Source organism: Bacillus pumilus, from assembly GCF_024498355.1.
GTDB classification, from domain to species: domain Bacteria; phylum Bacillota; class Bacilli; order Bacillales; family Bacillaceae; genus Bacillus; species Bacillus pumilus_P.
In genome coordinates this window covers 2,659,253-2,679,607 of record NZ_CP101833.1, presented here as the reverse complement: position 1 = coordinate 2,679,607, position 20,355 = coordinate 2,659,253, and the positions used below count along the sequence as shown (strand labels likewise).

General features: G+C 41.5%; 27 protein-coding genes. 15 read left to right on the top strand and 12 right to left on the bottom strand.

The window, feature by feature from the left end:
* Together NPA43_RS13630 and menC are read left to right on the top strand one after the other, a co-directional pair.
* Positions 1-1,464, top strand: a complete 1,464-nt coding sequence (locus tag NPA43_RS13630; RefSeq protein WP_256498949.1) for an o-succinylbenzoate--CoA ligase — start codon at positions 1-3, stop codon at positions 1,462-1,464.
* Positions 1,451-2,575 (top strand): o-succinylbenzoate synthase, encoded by a 1,125-nt coding sequence (gene menC / locus NPA43_RS13625; protein WP_099728589.1) that lies wholly within the window; start codon positions 1,451-1,453, stop codon positions 2,573-2,575. Before NPA43_RS13630 ends, menC begins: the two co-directional genes overlap by 14 nt.
* Before the next feature lie 104 nt (positions 2,576-2,679).
* On the opposite strand, the gene NPA43_RS13620 is transcribed toward menC, so the two are convergent.
* The 4 genes from NPA43_RS13620 to NPA43_RS13605 form a co-directional block, all read right to left on the bottom strand.
* Complete coding sequence (locus tag NPA43_RS13620) at positions 2,680-2,871, bottom strand: hypothetical protein (RefSeq protein ID WP_099728590.1); 192 nt, start codon at positions 2,869-2,871, stop codon at positions 2,680-2,682.
* Positions 2,872-2,896: 25 nt separating this feature from the next.
* Positions 2,897-3,055: a DUF1540 domain-containing protein gene (locus NPA43_RS13615; protein ID WP_099728591.1), complete on the bottom strand. Its 159-nt coding sequence runs from the start codon at positions 3,053-3,055 to the stop codon at positions 2,897-2,899.
* A 68-nt stretch (positions 3,056-3,123) separates the two neighbouring features.
* Positions 3,124-4,170 carry a cytochrome d ubiquinol oxidase subunit II gene (locus NPA43_RS13610; protein ID WP_180275559.1) on the bottom strand — a complete coding sequence of 349 codons (1,047 nt, stop codon included), beginning with the start codon at positions 4,168-4,170 and terminating at the stop codon, positions 3,124-3,126.
* A gap of 22 nt (positions 4,171-4,192) precedes the next feature.
* Positions 4,193-5,524 carry a cytochrome ubiquinol oxidase subunit I gene (locus NPA43_RS13605; RefSeq protein ID WP_230031100.1) on the bottom strand — a complete coding sequence of 444 codons (1,332 nt, stop codon included), beginning with the start codon at positions 5,522-5,524 and terminating at the stop codon, positions 4,193-4,195.
* 175 nt (positions 5,525-5,699) lie between these two features.
* Between NPA43_RS13605 and NPA43_RS13600 the strand changes: the two genes are divergently transcribed.
* On the top strand, positions 5,700-5,942 hold the full coding sequence (locus tag NPA43_RS13600; RefSeq protein ID WP_017358374.1) for a type B 50S ribosomal protein L31: 243 nt from the start codon (positions 5,700-5,702) through the stop codon (positions 5,940-5,942).
* A 79-nt stretch (positions 5,943-6,021) separates the two neighbouring features.
* On the opposite strand, the gene NPA43_RS13595 is transcribed toward NPA43_RS13600, so the two are convergent.
* A complete protein-coding gene (locus NPA43_RS13595; RefSeq protein ID WP_256498947.1) occupies positions 6,022-7,005 on the bottom strand; it encodes a metal ABC transporter solute-binding protein, Zn/Mn family in 984 nt (327 codons plus the stop codon).
* Between the two features lie 215 nt (positions 7,006-7,220).
* On the opposite strand from NPA43_RS13595, the gene NPA43_RS13590 reads away from it, so the two are divergent.
* Positions 7,221-7,787, top strand: coding sequence for a beta-class carbonic anhydrase (locus tag NPA43_RS13590; protein WP_099728614.1), 567 nt, complete (start codon positions 7,221-7,223; stop codon positions 7,785-7,787).
* A 1-nt stretch (position 7,788) separates the two neighbouring features.
* Here NPA43_RS13590 and yidD read toward each other — a convergent pair whose 3' ends face one another.
* The gene (yidD, locus tag NPA43_RS13585; RefSeq protein WP_256498946.1) at positions 7,789-8,013 is read right to left on the bottom strand and encodes a membrane protein insertion efficiency factor YidD; all 225 of its coding nucleotides are present in this window, start codon (positions 8,011-8,013) and stop codon (positions 7,789-7,791) included.
* A gap of 126 nt (positions 8,014-8,139) precedes the next feature.
* Here yidD and NPA43_RS13580 point away from each other — a divergent pair, with 126 nt between their 5' ends.
* Together NPA43_RS13580 and NPA43_RS13575 are read left to right on the top strand one after the other, a co-directional pair.
* Positions 8,140-8,613, top strand: a complete 474-nt coding sequence (locus NPA43_RS13580; protein WP_099728596.1) for an S-ribosylhomocysteine lyase — start codon at positions 8,140-8,142, stop codon at positions 8,611-8,613.
* A gap of 120 nt (positions 8,614-8,733) precedes the next feature.
* Positions 8,734-9,168: a FixH family protein gene (locus tag NPA43_RS13575; RefSeq protein WP_099728597.1), complete on the top strand. Its 435-nt coding sequence runs from the start codon at positions 8,734-8,736 to the stop codon at positions 9,166-9,168.
* Positions 9,169-9,176: 8 nt separating this feature from the next.
* Here the strand turns inward: NPA43_RS13575 and ytzI are convergent, their stop codons facing one another.
* Positions 9,177-9,323: a YtzI protein gene (ytzI, locus tag NPA43_RS13570; protein ID WP_099728598.1), complete on the bottom strand. Its 147-nt coding sequence runs from the start codon at positions 9,321-9,323 to the stop codon at positions 9,177-9,179.
* A 131-nt stretch (positions 9,324-9,454) separates the two neighbouring features.
* Here ytzI and NPA43_RS13565 point away from each other — a divergent pair, with 131 nt between their 5' ends.
* The 4 genes from NPA43_RS13565 (at position 9,455) to NPA43_RS13550 (ending at position 11,118) form a co-directional block, all read left to right on the top strand.
* Positions 9,455-9,892, top strand: a complete 438-nt coding sequence (locus NPA43_RS13565; protein WP_099728599.1) for a Dps family protein — start codon at positions 9,455-9,457, stop codon at positions 9,890-9,892.
* Between the two features lie 119 nt (positions 9,893-10,011).
* On the top strand, positions 10,012-10,203 hold the full coding sequence (locus NPA43_RS13560) for a hypothetical protein (RefSeq protein ID WP_008342942.1): 192 nt from the start codon (positions 10,012-10,014) through the stop codon (positions 10,201-10,203).
* Between the two features lie 158 nt (positions 10,204-10,361).
* Positions 10,362-10,766, top strand: coding sequence for a phage holin family protein (locus tag NPA43_RS13555; protein WP_230031098.1), 405 nt, complete (start codon positions 10,362-10,364; stop codon positions 10,764-10,766).
* Between the two features lie 43 nt (positions 10,767-10,809).
* The gene (locus NPA43_RS13550; RefSeq protein ID WP_099728601.1) at positions 10,810-11,118 is read left to right on the top strand and encodes a hydrolase; all 309 of its coding nucleotides are present in this window, start codon (positions 10,810-10,812) and stop codon (positions 11,116-11,118) included.
* A gap of 231 nt (positions 11,119-11,349) precedes the next feature.
* Here the strand turns inward: NPA43_RS13550 and NPA43_RS13545 are convergent, their stop codons facing one another.
* Together NPA43_RS13545 and NPA43_RS13540 are read right to left on the bottom strand one after the other, a co-directional pair.
* On the bottom strand, positions 11,350-12,141 hold the full coding sequence (locus NPA43_RS13545; RefSeq protein WP_256498945.1) for an AIM24 family protein: 792 nt from the start codon (positions 12,139-12,141) through the stop codon (positions 11,350-11,352).
* Positions 12,142-12,163: 22 nt separating this feature from the next.
* A complete protein-coding gene (locus tag NPA43_RS13540; RefSeq protein ID WP_230031097.1) occupies positions 12,164-12,817 on the bottom strand; it encodes a TerD family protein in 654 nt (217 codons plus the stop codon).
* Between the two features lie 248 nt (positions 12,818-13,065).
* Between NPA43_RS13540 and ytkD the strand changes: the two genes are divergently transcribed.
* On the top strand, positions 13,066-13,542 hold the full coding sequence (ytkD, locus tag NPA43_RS13535; protein ID WP_230031096.1) for an RNA deprotection pyrophosphohydrolase: 477 nt from the start codon (positions 13,066-13,068) through the stop codon (positions 13,540-13,542).
* Between the two features lie 33 nt (positions 13,543-13,575).
* Here the strand turns inward: ytkD and NPA43_RS13530 are convergent, their stop codons facing one another.
* Genes NPA43_RS13530 through NPA43_RS13520 form a run of 3 tightly spaced genes read right to left on the bottom strand, consistent with a single transcriptional unit; the run spans position 13,576 to position 16,144 of the window.
* Positions 13,576-14,322: an ABC transporter permease gene (locus NPA43_RS13530; protein WP_370461125.1), complete on the bottom strand. Its 747-nt coding sequence runs from the start codon at positions 14,320-14,322 to the stop codon at positions 13,576-13,578.
* Between the two features lie 34 nt (positions 14,323-14,356).
* The gene (locus NPA43_RS13525) at positions 14,357-15,127 is read right to left on the bottom strand and encodes an ABC transporter ATP-binding protein (protein ID WP_099728606.1); all 771 of its coding nucleotides are present in this window, start codon (positions 15,125-15,127) and stop codon (positions 14,357-14,359) included.
* Positions 15,128-15,142: 15 nt separating this feature from the next.
* Positions 15,143-16,144: an ABC transporter substrate-binding protein gene (locus NPA43_RS13520; protein ID WP_099728607.1), complete on the bottom strand. Its 1,002-nt coding sequence runs from the start codon at positions 16,142-16,144 to the stop codon at positions 15,143-15,145.
* Positions 16,145-16,318: 174 nt separating this feature from the next.
* On the opposite strand from NPA43_RS13520, the gene NPA43_RS13515 reads away from it, so the two are divergent.
* The 4 genes from NPA43_RS13515 to NPA43_RS13500 are packed head-to-tail and all read left to right on the top strand — an operon-like array spanning position 16,319 to position 20,352.
* Complete coding sequence (locus tag NPA43_RS13515) at positions 16,319-17,047, top strand: carotenoid biosynthesis protein (protein ID WP_256498944.1); 729 nt, start codon at positions 16,319-16,321, stop codon at positions 17,045-17,047.
* Positions 17,016-17,762 (top strand): lysophospholipid acyltransferase family protein, encoded by a 747-nt coding sequence (locus tag NPA43_RS13510; RefSeq protein ID WP_099728609.1) that lies wholly within the window; start codon positions 17,016-17,018, stop codon positions 17,760-17,762. The genes NPA43_RS13515 and NPA43_RS13510 overlap by 32 nt, the downstream gene beginning before the upstream one ends.
* Positions 17,747-18,874 carry a glycosyltransferase family 2 protein gene (locus tag NPA43_RS13505; protein ID WP_256498943.1) on the top strand — a complete coding sequence of 376 codons (1,128 nt, stop codon included), beginning with the start codon at positions 17,747-17,749 and terminating at the stop codon, positions 18,872-18,874. Before NPA43_RS13510 ends, NPA43_RS13505 begins: the two co-directional genes overlap by 16 nt.
* Positions 18,871-20,352: a phytoene desaturase family protein gene (locus tag NPA43_RS13500; protein ID WP_230031093.1), complete on the top strand. Its 1,482-nt coding sequence runs from the start codon at positions 18,871-18,873 to the stop codon at positions 20,350-20,352. Before NPA43_RS13505 ends, NPA43_RS13500 begins: the two co-directional genes overlap by 4 nt.
* The last annotated feature ends 3 nt before the right edge of the window (positions 20,353-20,355 follow it).

Here is a 20,355-nt window from a genome sequence, read left to right as displayed (position 1 = left end):
ATGATGAAGCAACCCAATTGGCTGCTGCACCGTGCCTATTTAACGCCAGACCGAGTCGCGCTCATTTATCAAGATAAAAAGTGGACATTTCGCGAATTAGCCTTTGAAGTAGATGAGCTTGCAAATAGACTTGCACGTACATCACTGAAAAAAGGGGAGACGGTTGCGCTTTTGATGAACAATCATCCTCAAATGGTGATGCTTGTTCATGCTTGTTTTTTATTAGGATTAAAAATCGTGCTATTGAACAATAAGTTAACAAAAACTGAAAGACTCTATCAGCTTGTAGATTCAAAAGCCAAGGTTTTATTAACAGAACCTGTTTATGCGAAGGATCATGATGGTGATTTACCTGTTTATACAATGGAAACTTTACCTGAAGCTGATCAAGATCATGAAAAGAAAATCGAGAAAGACTTTGATTTGAATGAAACAGCGACCATCATGTATACATCTGGAACGACAGGGCGTCCAAAAGGGGTGGAGCAAACGTTTGGCAATCATTTTCATAGTGCTGTTTCCTCTGCACTGAATGTAGGCATCAGAGAGAACGACCGCTGGCTCATTGCGCTGCCCCTTTTTCATATAAGCGGCTTATCAGCTCTATTTAAATCTGTTATATATGGCATGACCGTCGTGCTTCATCAAAAATTTGACGTTGATGAAATAAAGGATTCAATTGAACAGCATCGTGTGACAATGATATCAGTTGTTCAAACGATGTTATCCCGTTTATTAAGCAGGCTAGAAGAATGTCCGTCTTCTTTACGCTGTCTTTTATTAGGCGGAGGACCTGCGCCGTATGCAATGCTTCAAGAGAGCAAAGAGAAGGGCTTTCCTGTGTTTCAATCGTACGGTATGACGGAAACCTGCTCACAAATTGTGACACTTGCGCCTGAATTTAGTGTAGAAAAGCTTGGATCTGCGGGAAAACCTCTATTTGGATGTGAACTGAAGATTCAAAGTGGAGAACGCACTTGTCGACCTTTTGAGCATGGTGAAATTATGGTCAAAGGTGCAAATGTAATGAAAGGTTACCTTCACCGTGAAGAAGAAACCGCTGCCGTTTTTGATCAAGACTGGCTGAAAACAGGGGATATTGGCTATGTGGATGAGGAAGGGTTTTTATTTGTGCTCGACCGACGTTCAGATTTAATTATTTCTGGTGGAGAGAATATTTATCCTGCGGAAATTGAAGCGGTTCTCTTAACACATCCGTATGTAAAAGAAGCCGGAGTGACGGGTATATATGATGATAGATGGGGAGAGGTACCTGCTGCCTTTCTTGTGACAGACCATAAGATACCTGAGAATGAGCTCTATGCTTTATGTCAGTCGCATTTAGCCAAGTATAAATGGCCAGCTGCTTTTCACTTTGTGGACGAGCTGCCAAGAAATGCGTCGAATAAATTGCAGAGGCACAGACTCAGGATCAAAGGGGTTTTTTTAGATGATTCAAATTGAACGAGTGATATTATATCATGTCACGATGAAGCTCAAGCAGCCATTTACAACAAGTTTAGGAACAATCTCAGAGCGTGAGTTTATTATTGTCGAGGTAAAAGATCAAACAGGATTGACTGGGTGGGGAGAGGTGTCTGCCTTCTCTTCCCCGTGGTATACAGAAGAAACAATCGAAACCTGTTATCACATGCTAAGGGCTTTCTTTATTCCAAACGTGCTGACGCGTTCTTTTACACACCCTTCAGAAATTCCAGACAGCTTGTACCACTTTAAAGGCAATAGAATGGCCAAAGCGGGAATTGAAGCGGCTGTTTGGGATATTTATGCGAAGCGTGAGAATAAGTCCTTACGCGACGTATTAGGCGGCAAGAAAGAGAGAATTCCATCTGGTGTTGTGGCGGGTTTAGGACCCATTGATGAAATGCTTCAGCAAATTCAGCAATATGTTGACCAAGGCTACCAGCGTGTGAAGGTGAAGATTAAGCCGGGACAAGATATTGGACTCCTTCAAAAGATAAGAGAGTCTTTCCCTGATCTTCCGTTAATGGCGGATGCAAACTCTGCCTATGAATTAAAGGATATTAGTAAACTGAAGCAGCTTGATGACATTCGATTATTAATGATTGAACAGCCTTTAGCTGCAGATGATATTGTGGATCATCGTCATTTGCAAAAGCATTTAAAAACACCTATTTGTTTGGATGAAAGCATTTGTTCTTTAGACGATGCCCGAAAAGCTGTAGAACTAGGCAGCTGTCAGATTATTAATGTGAAGCCTTCACGAGTTGGTGGGCTGACAGAAGCACTTAAAATTCATGCGTTTTGTAAGGAGCATCAAATTCCGTTATGGTGCGGGGGGATGATTGAAACAGGCATTTCCCGTGCGCAGAACGTGGCACTTGCTTCGCTTCCGCAATTTACAATCCCAGGTGATATTTCAGCTTCGTCAAAATACTGGGAGCAGGATATCATTTTTCCTGAAATCAAAGTTGAAAACGGGTTTATTGAGGTTCCTCGTTCACCAGGAATGGGTGTGGAAGTTGATTATCAAGCGCTCCGTTCTTTCTCAGATAAAATTGACGTGTTCACAAAACATGATTTTGTAAAATGAAAACGAGATCATCACCTTTTGCACATCCAATAGAAAATATGTATAGTGGGGGAAAGTTTTTCCTTCCTGTCTGAAAAAAAGAAAGAGCGGTGATCCGCTCTTTCTTACTCTTCTGCCAGCTCGCTGTCGTAAGCAAGCTGTCCAATATACTGATGCATCTCATTAGGCATGTTTGTTACATGACCATATTCATAATCCCAAAGGTTTAAAAAGGAGTGAGCTGCCTGATAAAATGCGGCTTCGTCCGCGTCATGAATTTCGTCAAAAAACGTTTGAAGCAGCCGATCGTGTTTCAAAGTGAAGCGCCTCCTTTAATGAGACTTAAAGATCTTGTGGTTTAAACGTTTTACAATCAGTTTCTTCACTTTTCGCAGCCGTATTTCCTGTGTGGCTGACGACATAGATTGCATCTGCTCCACAGCGATTTCCATCATTCCAATAGGAACAGTTATTTACTTCACAAAGGATTTTTTGACTCATACAGATGACCTCCTTTTGAGTATGTCTTTCGTTTATAATGTAACCGAAATGAACGTCGTCCATTCATGTTAATCTTCCTGGCGAATATAGCGCTTATCCTTCATAAACAATTTCCAGAAGAGATAGAACCCAGGAAATAAGATGATGAAACCTACAATATACGTTATAAATAATGCCCTAAATGTGACAGGGTCTGTAAATCCAGACATGATTGTAATATCTGGATAAGCCATATAGGGCAAATGAGCACGTCCATACACATAGCTTGCTAAGAAATATTGAATGGTAATCGCAATGACGGCTAAACGTGGTCTCCCTTTCCGATGCTTAAATCGGCTGTTTGGTATAAATAGAGCCAATCCCGCAAGCAAAAACATGAGCAGGGAAACAAGAAGAATTGGGATGTTCTCCATCATTTTTGAGAACAGCCAATTGGCCTCGCTTCGTAGTGTCAGCATGATAAAGAGGGCCATCATGAGAGAAAGTGGACCCGTAATGAGTGCTCCCCTTCTATAAATGCTGTAGGCTTCGTTTTCATCTGCCACATTAGAGAAATCAGCTAAAAGCAAAGATGAGAGAAAAAGGGTGCTGAAAATCGCAAAGCCCACGAAGGAATAGACATTTGCACTTGTAAAGACCAGTCCTAGATCTAACGAGTAGACGTTGTTCTCCTGAAAGATAAATCCACCATGGGTAATCGGGAGAACCATGATGAGGATGGACGGAATGATAAAGCCGCTAATCCCTGAAATGTATGTGACGGCTTTCCGGTATTTTTTAGGCAGTGAATGAGAAAATACGAGAAACCCGCTTCGCAGTGCAAGAAGCAATAAAATGATGCTGCCCGGTATTAATAAAACGGTGCCAAGCACAAAGGTTGCGCCTGGAAACAGGCTAAACAATGCGACGACGATGGCCACAATGAATACGTTTGTCACTTCCCATGTTGGAGAGAGGTACTTATTTGCAATATTAGCGGCCTTTGTTTGCTCTCTATTCATATAAATCATCGACCAAAATCCTGCGCCGAAATCCATTGATGCCATCACTGCGTAGATAAAAACGAATCCCCATAAGATGGTGATTGCAATAAGCGCATCAGTTGTAACATCCATTTGCATCAAGATCGCTCCCTTTTTAAGATTCTGTTAACCGTAGGTCTTCTTCAATTGAATGTTTTCTAAAGTAGTACGTTAGTACAATAACGGTTGCTATGCCTAAAATGAGATAGACAATGGCAAAAAGGATGAAGAGTGTCCCAATAGAGCCTGATGACGTGACGACCTCTGAGGTTTTGAGCATTCGATAAATGACCCATGGCTGGCGGCCTGTACATGCAAAGATCCAGCCGAATTCAATGGCCAAAAGACTAAGTGGTCCGCCGAATAAGTAAAGAAAAAGGAGCCACTTCGGATAATGTTCACGTTTTAAAATTTTACGGTAGAGCAGTGCTAACACAGCAAATAGAATGAGCACTGATCCAATAATGACCATTCCGTTAAATAACGTGTGAATAAATAAAGGCGGCCACTCGTCTCTAGGAAAATCATTTAAGCCTTTGACCACTGTATCAAAGCTATTTCCTGCGAGAAAACTAAGGGCCCAAGGGATTTCTATAGCACCTTTAATTTCCTGCGAATCGACATCAGTAAAACCACCTATTGCAAGAGGCGCGTGTGATTGGGTTTCAAATAAACCTTCTGCACCCGCTAACTTTTCAGGCTGATATTCATACAGGAGCTGAGCGGATTCGTGACCGTTTAAAGCTGTAAGAAAAGAGAAAAGTCCACCTACAATGAGTCCAAGAAAAAGGGCTTTTCGATGAAACGAATAGAGCTTCTCATTCTTTCTTGTTTTGAGCATTTTAAAAGCAGCCACTGAAGCAATCACAAAGGCACCTGTTGTAAAAGCAGACAGCACGACATGTGTAGCGGTCACAACAAAACTTGGATTGAAAAAGGCCTTCCAAGGCTCAATATTTGTGATTTCTCCATTGACCATCTGAAAGCCAGCAGGTGTTCCTTCAAAAGCATGTACGTTTGTAATCAGAATTGCTGAAGCGGCTGCGCCGATCACAACAAAAATAACGGTAATGATGCGCATAGCAGGTGAGAGGCGATCCGCTGCGTACACATAAATAGACATAAATAATGCTTCAATAAAAAAAGCATAGATTTCAATCTGAAATGGAAGTGACATGACCTTTCCGATAACCTCCATAAAACCCGGCCATAGAAGGGCAAGCTGCGTACCGGCAATGGTACCAGTTGGAATGGCGACGCCTAATAGGACAGCCTGTGCCTTTGTCCACCGCTTGGCCATGACTGCATAATGCGGGTCTTTCGTTTTTTGGAAGATGAGTTCAGCTAATAAAATCATTAGCGGGATTCCGACGCCAAGCGAGGCATAAATAATATGAAAGCCCATTGTTGTGCCGAACAGGCTTCTAGCTAAAACGAGATCAGTCAATTTTTTCTCCGCCTTTCTTATCGCTTCTCTTTTTCATGATGCTTATTATTCTCCACCATTTTTAGATTATTCTTCCTGACTAAGAAAGCTTGTTTTTTGACAAGTTGTAAAAGAGGGAGTAGAATATAATTATAAAACGTAATAATTACGTTTTGATATGAAAGGAGTTTTGACATTGAAAAGAGATATTCATCCAACCTCACATGAAGTTGTATTTATGGACGTAAACAGCGGTTATCGCTTCTTAAGTAGATCAACAAAGACATCACATGAGACCGTAGAGTGGGAAGATGGGAAGACTTATCCTGTCATTAAAGTAGAGACAAGCTCTGATACGCACCCATTTTATACAGGACGCCAGAAATTCGGAGAAAAAGGCGGCAGAGCGGAGCAATTTAAGAAAAAATATCAAATGTAAACAAAGGAACACACCTGATCATGGTGTGTTTTTTTTGTGTAGTAAAAAAACCCCGGCTGATCGCGCAGGGTTTAAGGAATTAATCATTTAAAGCGGTTTTTAAGGTGTTTAAATTTTGTTTCATTAAGCTGACGTAGCTTTCGCCATTTTTGGCATCATCTTCAGTAATGGATTCTAGATTTTTGAGTGTGAGGCTTTTTGCCCCAATTTCACTGCGGATCGTATCTGAGACTTTACTGCTGACGTTATTTTCAAAAATCACATATTGAATGTGATGCTTTTCTGCCTGTTGTACAATATTTTGGAGCTGCTTTTGTGAAGGCTCTTCAGAAGCGGAGAGTCCTAATACACTGATCTGCTCAATACCATAGCGCTTTTCCCAATAACCGTAAGCTGCGTGAGAAACAAGAATTTCTTTATGTTTTGCTTTAGATAACGTTGTTTTGAATTCTTGATCTAAAGATTGTAATTCTTTTTTTAATTTTTCATAGTTTTTTGTGTATTCATCTTTATGATCTGGATCTAACGAAACGAGTGTTTCTTTAATGTTTTTCGCCATTTGCTGCGCATAGACAGGGTCTAACCATGCATGCGGATCTTTATCCCCGTGATCGTGTCCATCATGGTCATGATCTTCACCTTCATGATCGTGGTCGTCGCCTTCTTCATGTGCATGTTCTTCTTTTGTCGATAACAGTTTGATGCCTTCAGCAGCTTTGACAGTTTTCACGCCTTGGTCTTTTAATGTAGCAGCTGTTTTGTCAGCGAATGCTTCAGCACCTGTACCGCTGTAAATAAAGGCGTCACCTTCAGCCATTTCAACCATCGTTTTTGAACTTGGTTCAAAGCTATGTGCATCTGCATTGGCAGGGTACACACTTTGAGCATGAACGTGAGAGCCGCCAATTTTTTCAGTGAAATCTTGAATTGGGAAGATCGTGGTATAAATGGTTAATTTCCCGTCTGCATTTCCTTTTGAAGCATTTGTCCCCGCACTGCTTGAGCAAGCGGTAAGACCGATCGCGAATAAAGCAGCTGTTAAAATAAAAAAGATTTTTTTCATCTAAAAAATGTCTCCTCTCAATCTATTAGATAGAAATGATTACGATTTAATGTCCTGAGTTATTGTATCGTAATAATTACGATTTGAAAAGAGGAAAATAAAAATTTTTCATCAAGCAGATGTTTCCTCTAAAAAAATATGACGCAAAACGTGACGAAATTTCAAACATTGTGCTATATTTATTTTTAAAAAAAGATAAAGGAATGGACAAACATATGAAACTTTTAGACGAAATCATCGAATACAATCAACAATTTATTGAAGAGAAGAAATACGAAGAATTTACAACAACGAAGTTTCCACAGAAAAAAGCTGTCGTTCTATCATGTATGGATACAAGACTTGTTGAACTACTTCCACGTGCAATGAACATGAAAAATGGAGATATTAAGATTGTCAAAAGTGCTGGTGCTCTTGTTTCTCATCCATTTGGAAGTATTATGCGAAGCATTTTAGTGGCTGTCTATGAATTAAATGCTGACGAGGTTTACGTCATCGGGCATCACGATTGCGGCATGAGCAAAATAGATAGCCAAACCCTTTTAAATAAAGCCATTGAGCGTGGTATTCCAGAAAAACGAATTGAAGTACTGGAATACTCAGGAATCGATTTTAAACAGTGGCTCAAAAGCTTTAGCTCAGTTGAAGAGAGTGTGAAGGACAGTGTGTCCGTTGTGAGAAATCATCCGCTTCTTCCATCAGATGTGCCTGTACACGGGCTTGTGATTGATCCTGGAACAGGTAAGCTTGACTTAGTTGTCAACGGATATGAAGAAAAGTAATTTATTTTTCTTTTTTAGGCGGAACAGGGTCGATGCCGCCGGGGTGCAGCGGGTGACATTTTAAAATCCGTTTGATTGTGAGCCAGCCGCCTTTTAAAGCGCCATGCGTTTTGATCGCCTCTAGTCCATAGTTTGAGCAGGTTGGATAAAACCGGCAGCTAGGCGGTGTAAGAGGGGAAATATATTTTTGGTAAAAGTGTATCATGCCGATAAAAATTGGTTTCATCGAGGTTCCTCCTTGTCTGTCTTTCACAGTATAAGAAAAAAGGACAAGGAAGGAAAGTTTTATAAACTAAGCTGGTCGGAGAAATATGTTATAATATAGGAAATTGCAATTATAGGAGTGGTGATTATGCCTTCAGTTGAAAGCTTTGAACTTGATCATAATGCTGTAAAAGCGCCATATGTTCGTCATTGCGGCGTTCATAAAGTGGGATCAGATGGAGAAGTAAATAAATTTGATATTCGTTTTTGTCAGCCAAATAAGCAGGCGATGAAACCTGATACGATTCATACATTAGAGCATTTACTTGCGTTTAATATTAGAACACACTCAGAGAAATATGATCATTTTGATATCATCGATATTTCTCCAATGGGCTGCCAGACAGGCTACTATTTAGTCGTCAGTGGTGCACCGACACCAAAAGAGATCGTTGAAATGCTTGATGCAACATTCAAGGATGCAGTTGAGGTAACAGAAATTCCTGCTGCAAATGAAGAGCAATGCGGTCAAGCGAAGCTTCATGATCTTGAAGGAGCAAAACGTTTAATGCGTTTCTGGCTTTCACAGGATCAAGAAGAGCTTTTAAAAGTATTTGGTTAATCGGATAGTGAACCGGGCATATCGGATGTCCGGTTTTTTTATATGAAATCGATCATCAGATGTAAAAACAGGGGATATTTGTTAAAATGGACATGTCAATAAAAGAAGGGGGAAACTTGGATGCGAAAAATGATGGGAATCATTCTGATGCTCGTGTTACTTAGTGCATGTGGAAACTCTGCAGCGAGCAACGACAAAGGGGAAGTGCCTGAGTTATTAGAAGTTAAGCTTACAGGACCGGAGCAAGTGGAGAAAAATGAAAGCGTTATAGTAAAAGCAGCTGTCACATATGGTGATACGCCTGTTGACGATGCAGATGATGTTCAATTTGAAGTGTGGAAAGATGGCGATAAGGATAACAGCAAGATGATTCAGCCAAAGAAAGAAAATAAAGGTGTATATGAATTGCATACAGCCTTCAAAAAAGATGGCCTTTATATCATACAAGTCCATGTGACAGCTAAACAGCAGCATAATATGCCAAAGACAAACATCCACGTAGGTAATGTGAAAAAAGAAAGTTCATCTACTGAAGAAGAAACCTCACATCATTGAAAGCGGTTTTATTTTGAGTTAGGACGTTGGTTTGGTTCAGCATCCTTTGGTGAATCGACTTTATGCTTGTATTCATAAGCCTTTGATGTCGTCCATAGTGATAAAAAGACAACGATTGAGATAATGATAAAGCTGATAATCCCAAGTAACAGCATCTAACTCCCTCCTTATTTCCATATTAACATATATTTCATGCAGTCAAAATAGAAGAAATTGATGGCAGGTTTCAGTATAATAAAAAAAGGGTATTCTCATACTAAGCGCAACTACATAAGGAGGAATCAACATGTCAGAAAAATTATTAAACGTCGTCAATAAACAAGTAGCTGATTGGACTGTACTTTATGTGAAATTACATAACTATCACTGGTATGTAAAGGGAAAAGACTTCTTTACACTCCATGAAAAATTCGAGGAATTGTATACAGAAACAGCCACATATATTGATGATTTGGCTGAGCGTATGCTTGCGTTAAATGGAAAGCCTGTTGCGACAATGAAAGAGTGCTTAGAAATCTCTAGCATTCACGAAGCTGAAGGCAAAGAATCAGCTGAGCAAATGGTGAAAAATCTATTTGATGATTTCTCCAATATTGCAGAGGAATTAAAGCAAGGAATGGAACTGGCTGCAGAGGTTGGCGATGAAACAACTGGTGATATGTTACTAGCCATTCATCAATCCATTGAAAAACACAACTGGATGCTAAAAGCATTTTTAGGATAATACGAATGTGGAAGGAATGTCGATCATAAGATCGGCATTTTTTTGATGGATTTGTGACAGACAGCCCATTCAAATCATAGGGCTTTAAGCCGAAGAGAAAAGAGAAGGGAGGGGAGAAGATGTCCTCAATTGCAGGAATGATGAGTCAGCAAGTGGCAAGTATTCAAAAAACACTCAATATTAGTTTGTTGAATTCACAGCTTGCCACCAACACAGCACAAGCCATGGTGATGCTGGATCAAGTACAGCAGCAGCCCCAAGCTGTTCAGCCTAAAGATTCAGATGCTACATTTATTGATGTCAGGGTTTAAAGAAGAAAGTCGCCTTTCACAGGCGGCTTTTTTACGGTTTTATCAGTGTTTTCGAGCAAAATGACCCCGCCTTTATTTTTTGTCGTCCAAGCTATTGATCAGATCTGGCATATACTATTCACGTAAAGAGTTCCACTCTGAAAGGATGTTGATGCCAAGTGAGCAAAGATTTAGGCATCTTTTCGTTGTTTACAGTTAGTTTGTCGGCAATGGGCTTTCTGTTTGGTGGAGCAGGATATTTACTGATGACATTAGTGACACTGATGGCAATTGAATTAATTTGTTCAAGCCTAAGAGAATCTGTGACTGGACAGCTCACAATGAAGCGGTTTTTTACTAGGCTAGTTCGAAAGGTTGTGACGATCTCCTTAATATCCATGGCACATTTCTTCGATGTCATGCTGAAAACAAATGGGACGATCAAGGATTTAGCGCTCATCTTTTATATCATTTATGAATCCTACCAAATCGTCTCGACAGCTAAAGCCCTCGGAATTCCCATCCCACAGTTATTCATTGATGTGTTAGACATGATTAAAAATAAATTGCGAAAAAAGCCGTAATTTGTCCATATCTGGTCATACTAAAGGAAAAAGGATGAATCAGATGGCGAGACACACATACTATGTATCCGTGCAAGACGGGTCAATATCACAGCACAGAGATGCGGCTGCTTGGCAATTTCAAATAGAAGCAGACGATGATCAAATTTTGCAGCTGAGAGACTATTTTGATGAGCAGTATATGACAGATTGGAAAGGCTTCTTTCGGGCACATGTTCCATTCCTTGAATATCATTATGATAGTCCAAATGACGAAATGGACAGAAAAAGAAAAGAGATTTACTCGATGATTTATGAGCTAGGGAATGAAGAGACAAAGAACTTTATTGAGACAAATGGGTTCATGAATTGAAAAAGCATGTAGAGATTTTCTACATGCTGCTCAGATTGTTGACAAAGGGCTAAAATGATCTTCATTTTAGCCTTTTGTCTTCTTTTCAGCGTGATAGAAAACCTTTGAAGACTAGGAAGGACGAGTGCCAGAGCGGAGCGAATTTGACATTCGTGAGCACCGGCACGCAAACCTGCGGGCGAATTTGAGGGTTTGTCTACACGCTGGGCATGTAGAATTTTCTACATGCTTTTATTTTCGCGGATTTAAGATGCCTCCGATCAGATCACTGATTCCGCCTCTATTTTCCTGCTGCGATTGATGTGAATTTGTTAATTCGTGAGAGGCGCTTTGGCTCTGAGGCTTGTAGCGGTTATCATCTAAACCGACCCGCATCCCAGATGTGCGTTCAAATGGCTGGATAATGACAATTTGGTCTGGTTCTTGGAATTCAAATAAGTAGGATTCGCCAGAAGTTTGTCCAATGAAGGTTTTCCAGTTGACATCTAATTTGACTTTCGGTGCTTTGCCCGTCCAAGCGACAATGGCGTCAGGATCTACACGGCAAGGTGCTTTTAGGATGAGCGGGTTTCCAGTCGTTTTAATGGCAACTTGGGCCCCGTGCCCCTGATAGGAAAGCTTTGAGGTAAACAGCCCTTTCTGTGATAAAATACCAACGCCTACTGGTGTCACGCCGTAGTGGCATTCCTCAGTAAAGGCAAGTAAATCTTCGCTTTCTACGCTCACATGCTGCCAAGGACCGCTTGGCTCTAAATTAATCACTGTCACGTGCTCGCTTGAATCAGCTAAATAGCAAGTACCTTGACCACTCACTTCCATCATCTCAAGGTTTTCACCTGTCAATTTCCTGCTGATATGGTTAAATACTTGGCTGACCGTATTTCCTTTATTCGTTCCAAGTAATCTCTTGCGGTATTGAAATGTCCCTTGGTCTGCAATCATGGCGCCTTTTTTAGCAAAAAAGATCCCACTGCCTTCTGCTTGTAAGGTGAGTTCTTCTAACGTGTTGAAATGAAATCCCATTGGTGAGGCCTCCTGTCCTGCGTCAAGATGTGAATCCATAAATGCGGCATAAATCGTTTAAATCCAGGGTGGTACCTTGTCCGGTGGCAGTGATCTTCCATTCATGCTGATCTCTCGTTAGTTCAGCACAAATGATGGATGTACAATACGAATAATTCTCTGTTAACTGAAAGGTACAAATCTCTTGCTGCGAGATTTGATCAAAAAGGCGCAGATAGGCATTGGTGACTTGTCCAAAATGATGCGTGCGCTCGTGTGTATCATGTATCGTCGCTGTTACGACGATTTTATGAATATCAGGTGAGACTCTGCTTAATTGCATAATGATCATTTCATTGTCTCGATATCCTCCGCCAAACTGATGATCACCAAGATGACGAACAGCTCCGTCTAAGCTTTGCTGCTGATGATAATAGATCAGATGCTTTGGGGACAACAGCTTGTCCTCCTCATTTAAGAGAAAAACTTGCGTATCTAAATCAATCGGCTGACCAGACAAATCCCAGCCGAGCCCGATATGAATTTGGTCGATATGTGGATTGTCTTTCGTCAAGTCTAGCTTTTGCCCTTTTATGAGGTGTTTCTTGATCGCCTCATGAGGTGCGTCTTCTTTCTCGTTTTTGCTGAGCGGAAGCGGCTGATTCTTTTCTTGTTTTGACCCATTTGTTATGCTCATGCTGGTTTCCTCCTCGTCGTTATAGGACAAACACTGTTTCATTTACGTCATAAGGGGTAAGAAGGTTTCATGATTAAAAATGGACGAAAATGGAGATGATAAAAAGGTTTTAGCGAGAATACCTCATTTTAAATACAGACGAGATGGAACCACTCGTTTGTTTCACTTTTGATAAAAATTCTTCAGAGAAATGTGATCTGTGGTATGATGTTTTACAAGAAGCAAGGACAGGATATGAGGGATTTCACATGCATGTATTTAAAGACTATTATCATAATACGGTCAAGCTCTCTTTTGAAAAGAAGCCTTTTTCAAGTCATCCTAAGCATGTTTGGGCCATCTGCCGCTACCAGGGGAAATGGCTGCTCACTGAACATGAGGATCGGGGCTATGAGTTTCCAGGAGGGAAAGTAGAGCCAAATGAAGAAGCGGACCAAGCCGCTATACGGGAAATTCAGGAAGAGACGGGTGCTGTTGTTCGTGAATTAACGTATATTGGTCAATATCAGGTGCTTGGCAGAGAAAAGGTCATTGTGAAGAATATTTATTTCGCTGATATTGAAAGGCTTGTCAAGCAAGACACGTATTTTGAAACGAAAGGACCCGTTCTTTTCGCAGACTTACCAACATCCATCTCAAAAAATAAAAATTTCAGTTTTATTATGAAAGATGATGTCTTAAGAAAAAGTCTTGCTTATTTAGAAAAGAACGGTTTGATTCGTTAAAAAAGCGCAGGGAGATAGTCCCCTGTGCTTTTTTTATTTTTGAAGAAAACGGCGTTCGAGCCACTCAACGAGCTGATACATGATGGTAGCAAACACGGCGATAATGAAAAGACTTAGAAACACGAGTGTAAAGTTGAAGACTTGAAAGCCATAAATGATCATGTAGCCGAGCCCTTTTGAAGAAACAAGGAATTCCCCTACAATGACCCCAACCCAAGAAAGACCAACATTAACCTTGATGGCAGAGATCATCGTTGGAATACTCGCTGGCAACATGACCTCACGAAAGACAACGCTTTTTTTCGCACCAAAGGTTTTCATTACTTTCAAATAGTTCTCATCGACCTCTTGAAAGGCTGTATAAATGACAATCGTTGTAATGATCACACTAATGATCGCGCCCATGGCGACAATGCTGATCATGCCAGGTCCAAGTGCAACAATTAAAATCGGGGCGAGAGCGACTTTCGGCATGGCATTTAAAATGACTAAATATGGATCAAGAACGTTCGCCAGACGGGTGGACCACCATAAGGCGGCAGCGAGTAAAATGCCGCAAAAGGTACCAAGTAGAAATCCGAGCATCGTCTCAAACAACGTAATACTCATATGATTCATTAACGAACCATCTGATATTTTTTGCACAAACAATTGGCAGACCGCAGATGGTGAACTGAAAATCAGCGGATCTATGAGTCTAAATTGACTGGCAAGTTCCCAAAGAGAAAAGAAGCTGGCGAAAATGATGAGCTGATAGACACGTGTGATGCGTTTTTCCATTCGAACTTTTTTTCGATAGGCTTCATGTAAAAGGTCACTGTGTTTCAACTGTTTTCAGCTCCTTCCAAATCGTTTGAAAGAGCTCTTGGAAACTTGATGTCTGTCTTGCTTCAAAAGGAGAGAGAGTCCTCAGTTCATCAGGAACGGTAAAGATATGCTGGATCGAGCCGGGATGCTTTGAGAATAAGAAAATACGATCACTCATCGCAATGGCTTCGCCGATGTCATGTGTCACAAGGACTGCTGTTTTTTGATAGTTTTTTAATGTGTGAAAAACGAGATCTTCTAATGTCAGTTTGGTTTGGTAGTCTAGAGCTGAAAATGGTTCATCTAGTAAAAGCAGGCTGGGATCAACTGCAAGCGTTCGGGCGAGTGCTGCCCGCTGCCTCATTCCGCCTGACAGCTCCTTCGGATATTTTTCCTCCACATCTTCAAGCCCAAGCTTTGGCAGTAAGCCAAGAGCAGCTGAGGTGGCCTCGTGTGAATCCTGTTTGGCAATTTTCAACCCGAGAATGACATTTTCCTTGATGGTTTTCCAAGGGAACAAATAATCTTGCTGGAGCATGTAGCCGATTTGATGCTCCTTTTGATTCGGTTCTTTTCCTTCGATTAAAATTCGACCTTCAGAGGGCGGCGTAATTCCTGCGATGATGGACAGCAGGGTTGTTTTCCCGCAGCCGCTGGGACCAATAAATGAGATGAATTCACCTTGGTCAATCTCCATATTGATATGCTGTATGGCCGTTGTTTTTTCTTTTAAAGAGAAGTACGTGTGGGTCACATCGTCAATTTGAAGGAAAGACATGTGCTACCTCCTATTCTATTTGTGATCTGTGACCTTCTTTGCAATGGATGAATCGACAAGCTGTTTGTACGGGATAAATTCCGGCAATTCACCGCTCGCCTCCATAATTTCCTGTAACTTGTTCCATTCCTCTTCATTCAGAAGGGGATCTGTTGCATATGAGTGCTGCTGCTTGTAGCGTTTGATCGCAGTTGATAAGACATCAAGGTCCGTATCAGGAAAATGAGATTGGATCGTTTTTGCAATCTCCTCTGGGTGCTTCGCTTCTACCCATTTCTGCGCTTTATAAATAGCACGAGTAAAGGCTTCGGCCGTCTCTTTGTTTTCCTCTAAGTAACTCTTCTTTGCCATGAAGGTGGTATAAGGCACCTTGCCAGAAGCCTTTCCAAAGGAGGCGGTAATGTACCCTCTGCCTTCTTTTTCAATTAAGGAAGCTGTTGGTTCGAATAACTGCACAAAATCGCCAGTTCCAGAGGAGAAAGCACCTGAAATGTTGGCAAAATCAATATTTTGAATCATCCGAAGATCCCTTTTTAAATCAATGCCTTCCTTTTTCAGGACATATTCCCCGACCATTTGCGGCATGCCGCCTTTCCGCTGTCCTAAGAAGTCTTTTCCTTTTAATTGATCCCAAGAGAAATGATTTACTTTCTCTCTTGAAACAAGAAATGTGCCGTCTGTTTGTGTCAGCTGTGCAAAGTTCATGACAGAGTCTTTTGTGTCTTGTGCCTCAACATAGATAGAGGATTCAGATCCGGTCAGCGCGATATCGGCACCGCCGGATAAAAGAGCTGTCATCGTTTTATCGCCGCCCCAAGTGGTTTTTACTTCAACCTCTAAGCCTTCTTCTTTGAAGAATTCCTCTGATAAGGCGACATAAAGCGGAGCATAAAAAACCGAATGGGTGACCTCGGCTACTTGTACGGTCTGCTCTTGTTCTTTTTTACAGGCGACAAATGGAATAAAGAGCAGGACAACGAATATGAATGCCAGTCTGACTTTGATGGAACGATTCAAGAGTAATTCGCCTCCTTTGTTCTAGATCACTAATTAAAGTATGTCAAAAGGGATTTTTGGTGAGTGCCTAGATGAAAATAAGAAGCGCATTGTTTATTTATAGAACGTGTTTTTTTTTCTATACTAGAAGCATGATTGCTTTCTTGAATTTGGTAGAAATAAAGGAGCGGTTTCGTGTATAGAGTGAGTTGGGTATTTGTTGGATGGTATATGGTAGGACTCATATTAATGGTCTTTTTTGAAGTGCCGGTATGGCTTCAGTTTGCAAATGGAATTTTCCTCGTGCTGTACGCTTGCTGCGTCATAGAGATTGGCCGAAATATTTATGGCTCATGGAGCTTTGTGATCAAAAGAGCAGCTGTTGTGGGCGTTCTTACGTTTACGATTGAATGGGTAGGAATTACAACCGGTTTTCCATTCGGGGCCTATGATTATTATCCGACGTTAGGTTTTCTTGTGGCAGGAGTGCCTTTAACGATTGCTTTTGCATGGGTTGGCGTGTTTTTAAACAGTCTTTTTTTATCAAGTCAACAGTCGAAGTGGAAACGGGCTATCGAAACGGGGATATGGATTGTGCTGCTTGACCTCATATTAGATCCAGTAGCGGCTGAGCGGAAGTTTTGGGTGTGGTATGACGGCGGTGGATTTTTTGGTATTCCTTTTGAGAATTTTGTGAGCTGGGGTATGATTGGAGCAGCACTCTCATTTCTTTTCCCGCTTGTCTCGATTGATCAAAAGGCACTGCGCTGGACGAGTCGTATTTATCAGGCCATGGTGTTCTTTTTCGGTCTTTTGGCATTAAAGGGCGGACTCGATGTCATTTTTTATTTAGCACTGATCATTGTCATTTTGTGTGAAGGAAGGGTTCGATTTGAAAGAAAGCGACAAAAGCCGATCGTTTAGACGAATATTTTCACTTTATTTTGAACGGTATTTACTCCATAAACATTTCCGCTGTGTGATGATGAAAGGCTCGGTGGACCCGAAGGAGAAGCTGCCTGTTCTTTATCTCGCCAATCACAGCTCATGGTGGGATGGAATGATCATCTTTCTTTTAACAGAAAAAGCGTCTGAACTCGATCACTACATGATGATGGAAGAGAAGCAGCTGAAGCAATATGCTTTTTTCCGCAAGCTTGGTGCGTTTCCAGTTCATAAAGAGAAGCTGAAAAGCGTAAAACAGGCATTAATGACGGCAAAAGAGAACATGAAGGCCGGCGGAGCTGTATGGCTTTTTCCGCAGGGGAAAATCATGCATCAGGATACGCGGCCGCTTGAACTGGAAGGCGGGGCTTCTTTTTTAGTGAGGCAATTTGAGCAGGTCGTGATCAAGCCTGTGACCTTGCAATATACATTTAATCAATTTCAAAAGCCGACAGTTTCTGTTGTGTTCGGCGAAGATGCCTTAGTATCTGGAGGCTCATTTCGAAGCAAGGAAGTGACACGCATGCTCGGAGACCTGCTTGAAACGCAGTTAAACGCACATCAAGCGCAGGTCATCGCTGATCCTGATTTTTCAACAAACGAAGAATTTAGACAGATGACAAGGACAAGTCAGTCAACAAGTGATGCGTTTGATTCCTTTAAAAAGTGGGTGAAAACATGGCGATCTTCTTAACCGTGATCAGTGTACTGCTGCTCTGTCAGTTCGTTTTTACCATAAGGAATATGAAGCAGTTTCCTGTACTAAAGCAAGCATCTGTTTCGCCCGATAAACCCATATCGTTATCAATCCTGATTCCAGCAAGAAATGAGGAAAAACGGATAGAAGCATGTCTCCAGTCGATTGTTGATCAGCGTCTTTACCCAAAAGAGCTGATTGTACTAGATGATCATTCGACAGATGAGACAAGAGCGATCGTGGAGCGCTTCGCAGAGACCTATCCGTGGATTCGTGTGCAATCAGGTCAAGCATTGAAGCGCGGCTGGCTTGGTAAATCCTATGCTTGTTCTCAGCTTGCTGAGGCAGCATCTTCTGATTGGCTGCTATTTTTAGATGCTGATGTCAGGTTGAAAAGAGGGGCAATTGAAGCGGTATACCAGCAGTTAAGCACGCAAAAAACGGGAATGCTTTCAGGCTTTCCAGAGCAAAAAACAGGCACGTTTTTCGAGCATCTTGTGATTCCCATGATGATGTTTACAATTGGCTGCCATTTGCCAGTGAAATGGGTAAGGAAATCCCAAAATCCTGCTTTTGCTGCAGCTCATGGCGGCTTTATTGCAATTGAAAAGAATTGTTATCACGAAATTGGCGGTCATGAAGCGATCAAGGATTCGCTAGTTGATGATATGGCGTTAGCTAGACTGGTGAAAGAAAAGGGCTTTCCGTTCACACTCGCAAGTATTCATCCATTTGTTTATATGAGAATGTACGAGAATGGACAGGAAGTTTGGGAAGGCTATCGAAAAAATTTGTTCCCTGGGGTGAATCGAAGCATTGCTTTGTTAAGCGGTGTCTTTTGTTTATACACGGTGCTTTATTTGGTTCCCGTCATTTGTTTCATGATCGCACTCATTCAGCTTGATGTGTTAAATCTATGTTTAGCCATTCTTTGCTACGGGCTGGGTGTGTCCATCAAAGCGGCAATTGATATTGAGAACGGAAGAACATCTGCTATGGCCTTTTTATTGCCGGTCAGCATTTTGAGTCTGATCGCCATTGGCTTTACTTCTATGAAAATCGGACTGAAAAAAGAAGGGTACGAATGGAAAGGGAGAAGGTACGAATGAAAAAAGTGATCATCATTGGCGGAGGACTTGGCGGATTATCAGCTGCGATTCGCTTACAGTCATGCGGGGTTCAGGTCACCATTTTAGAAAAAGAAGCTGCTTTAGGCGGGAAATTACAGCGCCGTCAAGGGGCTGGCTACTCTTTTGATCTAGGACCGAGTACCATGACAATGAAGGCATATTTTGAAGATGTGTTTACTTCCTGTAATAGAAAGATGGAGGATTATGTGACATTTTATCCGATCTCTCCACTCACCAAAAACGTTTTCTCAGATGGTCATACGGTCGAGTTTACGCCGGATATCGAGCAAATGGAATCACAAATTGCAGCATATAGTCCTGAGGATGCAAAGCAATACCGTGCATTTTTACTGGAATCGAAGAAGCTTTTTCAAATGGCCGAGGAGCAGTTTTTAAATCGTTTGTTATTGACCTGGAAAGATAAGATGGATCTAAAGCTGATGAAAGCACTTCTTGCGGTCAAACCATTTACATCCGTTCAGCGCCTGCTGCGTCAATATTTTTGTCATCCTCATACATTGGCGATGTTTGGGCGGTATGCAACATACATTGGCTCTTCACCCTACGAAGCGCCCGCTATTTTTAATATGATGGCTTATTTAGAAGGGGAAAAAGGGATTTATGGAATAAAGGGCGGCACTTATCGTTTAGTCGAGGCATTCGAAACACTCGCAAAGGAACTAGGCGTCCAAATTCACCTCAATGAACAAGTAAGCAAGATTCATGTGAAAGATCGGCGTATCCAAGGAGTGGAGACTGCTCAGCAGATGTATGAGGCTGATCAAGTGATTGCAGGGGCGGATGCACTGACTGTCTACCGTCATTTGATTGATGAAAAAGACCGTCCTAGCTTCTTAAATCAAAAGCTGTCAAACATTGAGCCATCGTTATCTGGCTTTGTTCTTTTATTAGGAGTACCCAAAGCCTATGAACAGCTGTCCCATCACAATGTATTTTTCCCTGAGAATTATGAACAAGAATTTAAGGATATTTTTCAGAAAAAGCAATTACCTCAGGATCCAACACTTTACATATGTTATTCGGGCCATTCAGAGCCAGAATTAAGCGGAGGACCGGGCAGAAGCAACCTTTTTGTCTTGGCCAATGCACCTTATGTGACAAAAGAGCAAAATTGGGACATGCTAAAGGAGACGTATCGTCAGCATATGAAAACCAAATTAAAGGAAAAGGGTCTCTTTGATATTGATCAGCTTGTCGAATATGAAGCGGTTCAAACCCCGCTTGATTTGCAGCAGAAAACGGGGGCATATCATGGAGCCATTTATGGCATGTCTTCAAACTCGTTCAAGCAGGCGTTCTTCCGTATCAATAATCAGTCAAAGGACATTGAAGGGCTTTGGTTTGTTGGAGGGACAAGTCATCCGGGCGGCGGCACCCCGATGGTGACAAAATCAGGCCAGCTTGTTGCAGAAGCGATCATCAAGCAATTGACGTAATAC

Coding starts and splice junctions, on each gene's coding strand:
- NPA43_RS13595 (WP_256498947.1), bottom strand. CDS start 7,005: ATGAAAAAAATCTTTTTTATTTTAACAGCTGCTTTATTCGCGATCGGT.
- NPA43_RS13610 (WP_180275559.1), bottom strand. CDS start 4,170: ATGGATGTTACAACTGATGCGCTTATTGCAATCACCATCTTATGGGGA.
- NPA43_RS13500 (WP_230031093.1), top strand. CDS start 18,871: ATGAAAAAAGTGATCATCATTGGCGGAGGACTTGGCGGATTATCAGCT.
- ytkD (WP_230031096.1), top strand. CDS start 13,066: ATGCATGTATTTAAAGACTATTATCATAATACGGTCAAGCTCTCTTTT.
- NPA43_RS13560 (WP_008342942.1), top strand. CDS start 10,012: ATGTCCTCAATTGCAGGAATGATGAGTCAGCAAGTGGCAAGTATTCAA.
- NPA43_RS13580 (WP_099728596.1), top strand. CDS start 8,140: ATGCCTTCAGTTGAAAGCTTTGAACTTGATCATAATGCTGTAAAAGCG.
- NPA43_RS13545 (WP_256498945.1), bottom strand. CDS start 12,141: ATGGGATTTCATTTCAACACGTTAGAAGAACTCACCTTACAAGCAGAA.
- NPA43_RS13540 (WP_230031097.1), bottom strand. CDS start 12,817: ATGAGCATAACAAATGGGTCAAAACAAGAAAAGAATCAGCCGCTTCCG.
- ytzI (WP_099728598.1), bottom strand. CDS start 9,323: ATGCTGTTACTTGGGATTATCAGCTTTATCATTATCTCAATCGTTGTC.
- NPA43_RS13505 (WP_256498943.1), top strand. CDS start 17,747: ATGGCGATCTTCTTAACCGTGATCAGTGTACTGCTGCTCTGTCAGTTC.
- menC (WP_099728589.1), top strand. CDS start 1,451: ATGATTCAAATTGAACGAGTGATATTATATCATGTCACGATGAAGCTC.
- yidD (WP_256498946.1), bottom strand. CDS start 8,013: ATGAAACCAATTTTTATCGGCATGATACACTTTTACCAAAAATATATT.
- NPA43_RS13525 (WP_099728606.1), bottom strand. CDS start 15,127: ATGTCTTTCCTTCAAATTGACGATGTGACCCACACGTACTTCTCTTTA.
- NPA43_RS13630 (WP_256498949.1), top strand. CDS start 1: ATGATGAAGCAACCCAATTGGCTGCTGCACCGTGCCTATTTAACGCCA.
- NPA43_RS13565 (WP_099728599.1), top strand. CDS start 9,455: ATGTCAGAAAAATTATTAAACGTCGTCAATAAACAAGTAGCTGATTGG.
- NPA43_RS13615 (WP_099728591.1), bottom strand. CDS start 3,055: ATGAGTCAAAAAATCCTTTGTGAAGTAAATAACTGTTCCTATTGGAAT.
- NPA43_RS13530 (WP_370461125.1), bottom strand. CDS start 14,322: ATGGAAAAACGCATCACACGTGTCTATCAGCTCATCATTTTCGCCAGC.
- NPA43_RS13550 (WP_099728601.1), top strand. CDS start 10,810: ATGGCGAGACACACATACTATGTATCCGTGCAAGACGGGTCAATATCA.
- NPA43_RS13590 (WP_099728614.1), top strand. CDS start 7,221: ATGAAACTTTTAGACGAAATCATCGAATACAATCAACAATTTATTGAA.
- NPA43_RS13575 (WP_099728597.1), top strand. CDS start 8,734: ATGCGAAAAATGATGGGAATCATTCTGATGCTCGTGTTACTTAGTGCA.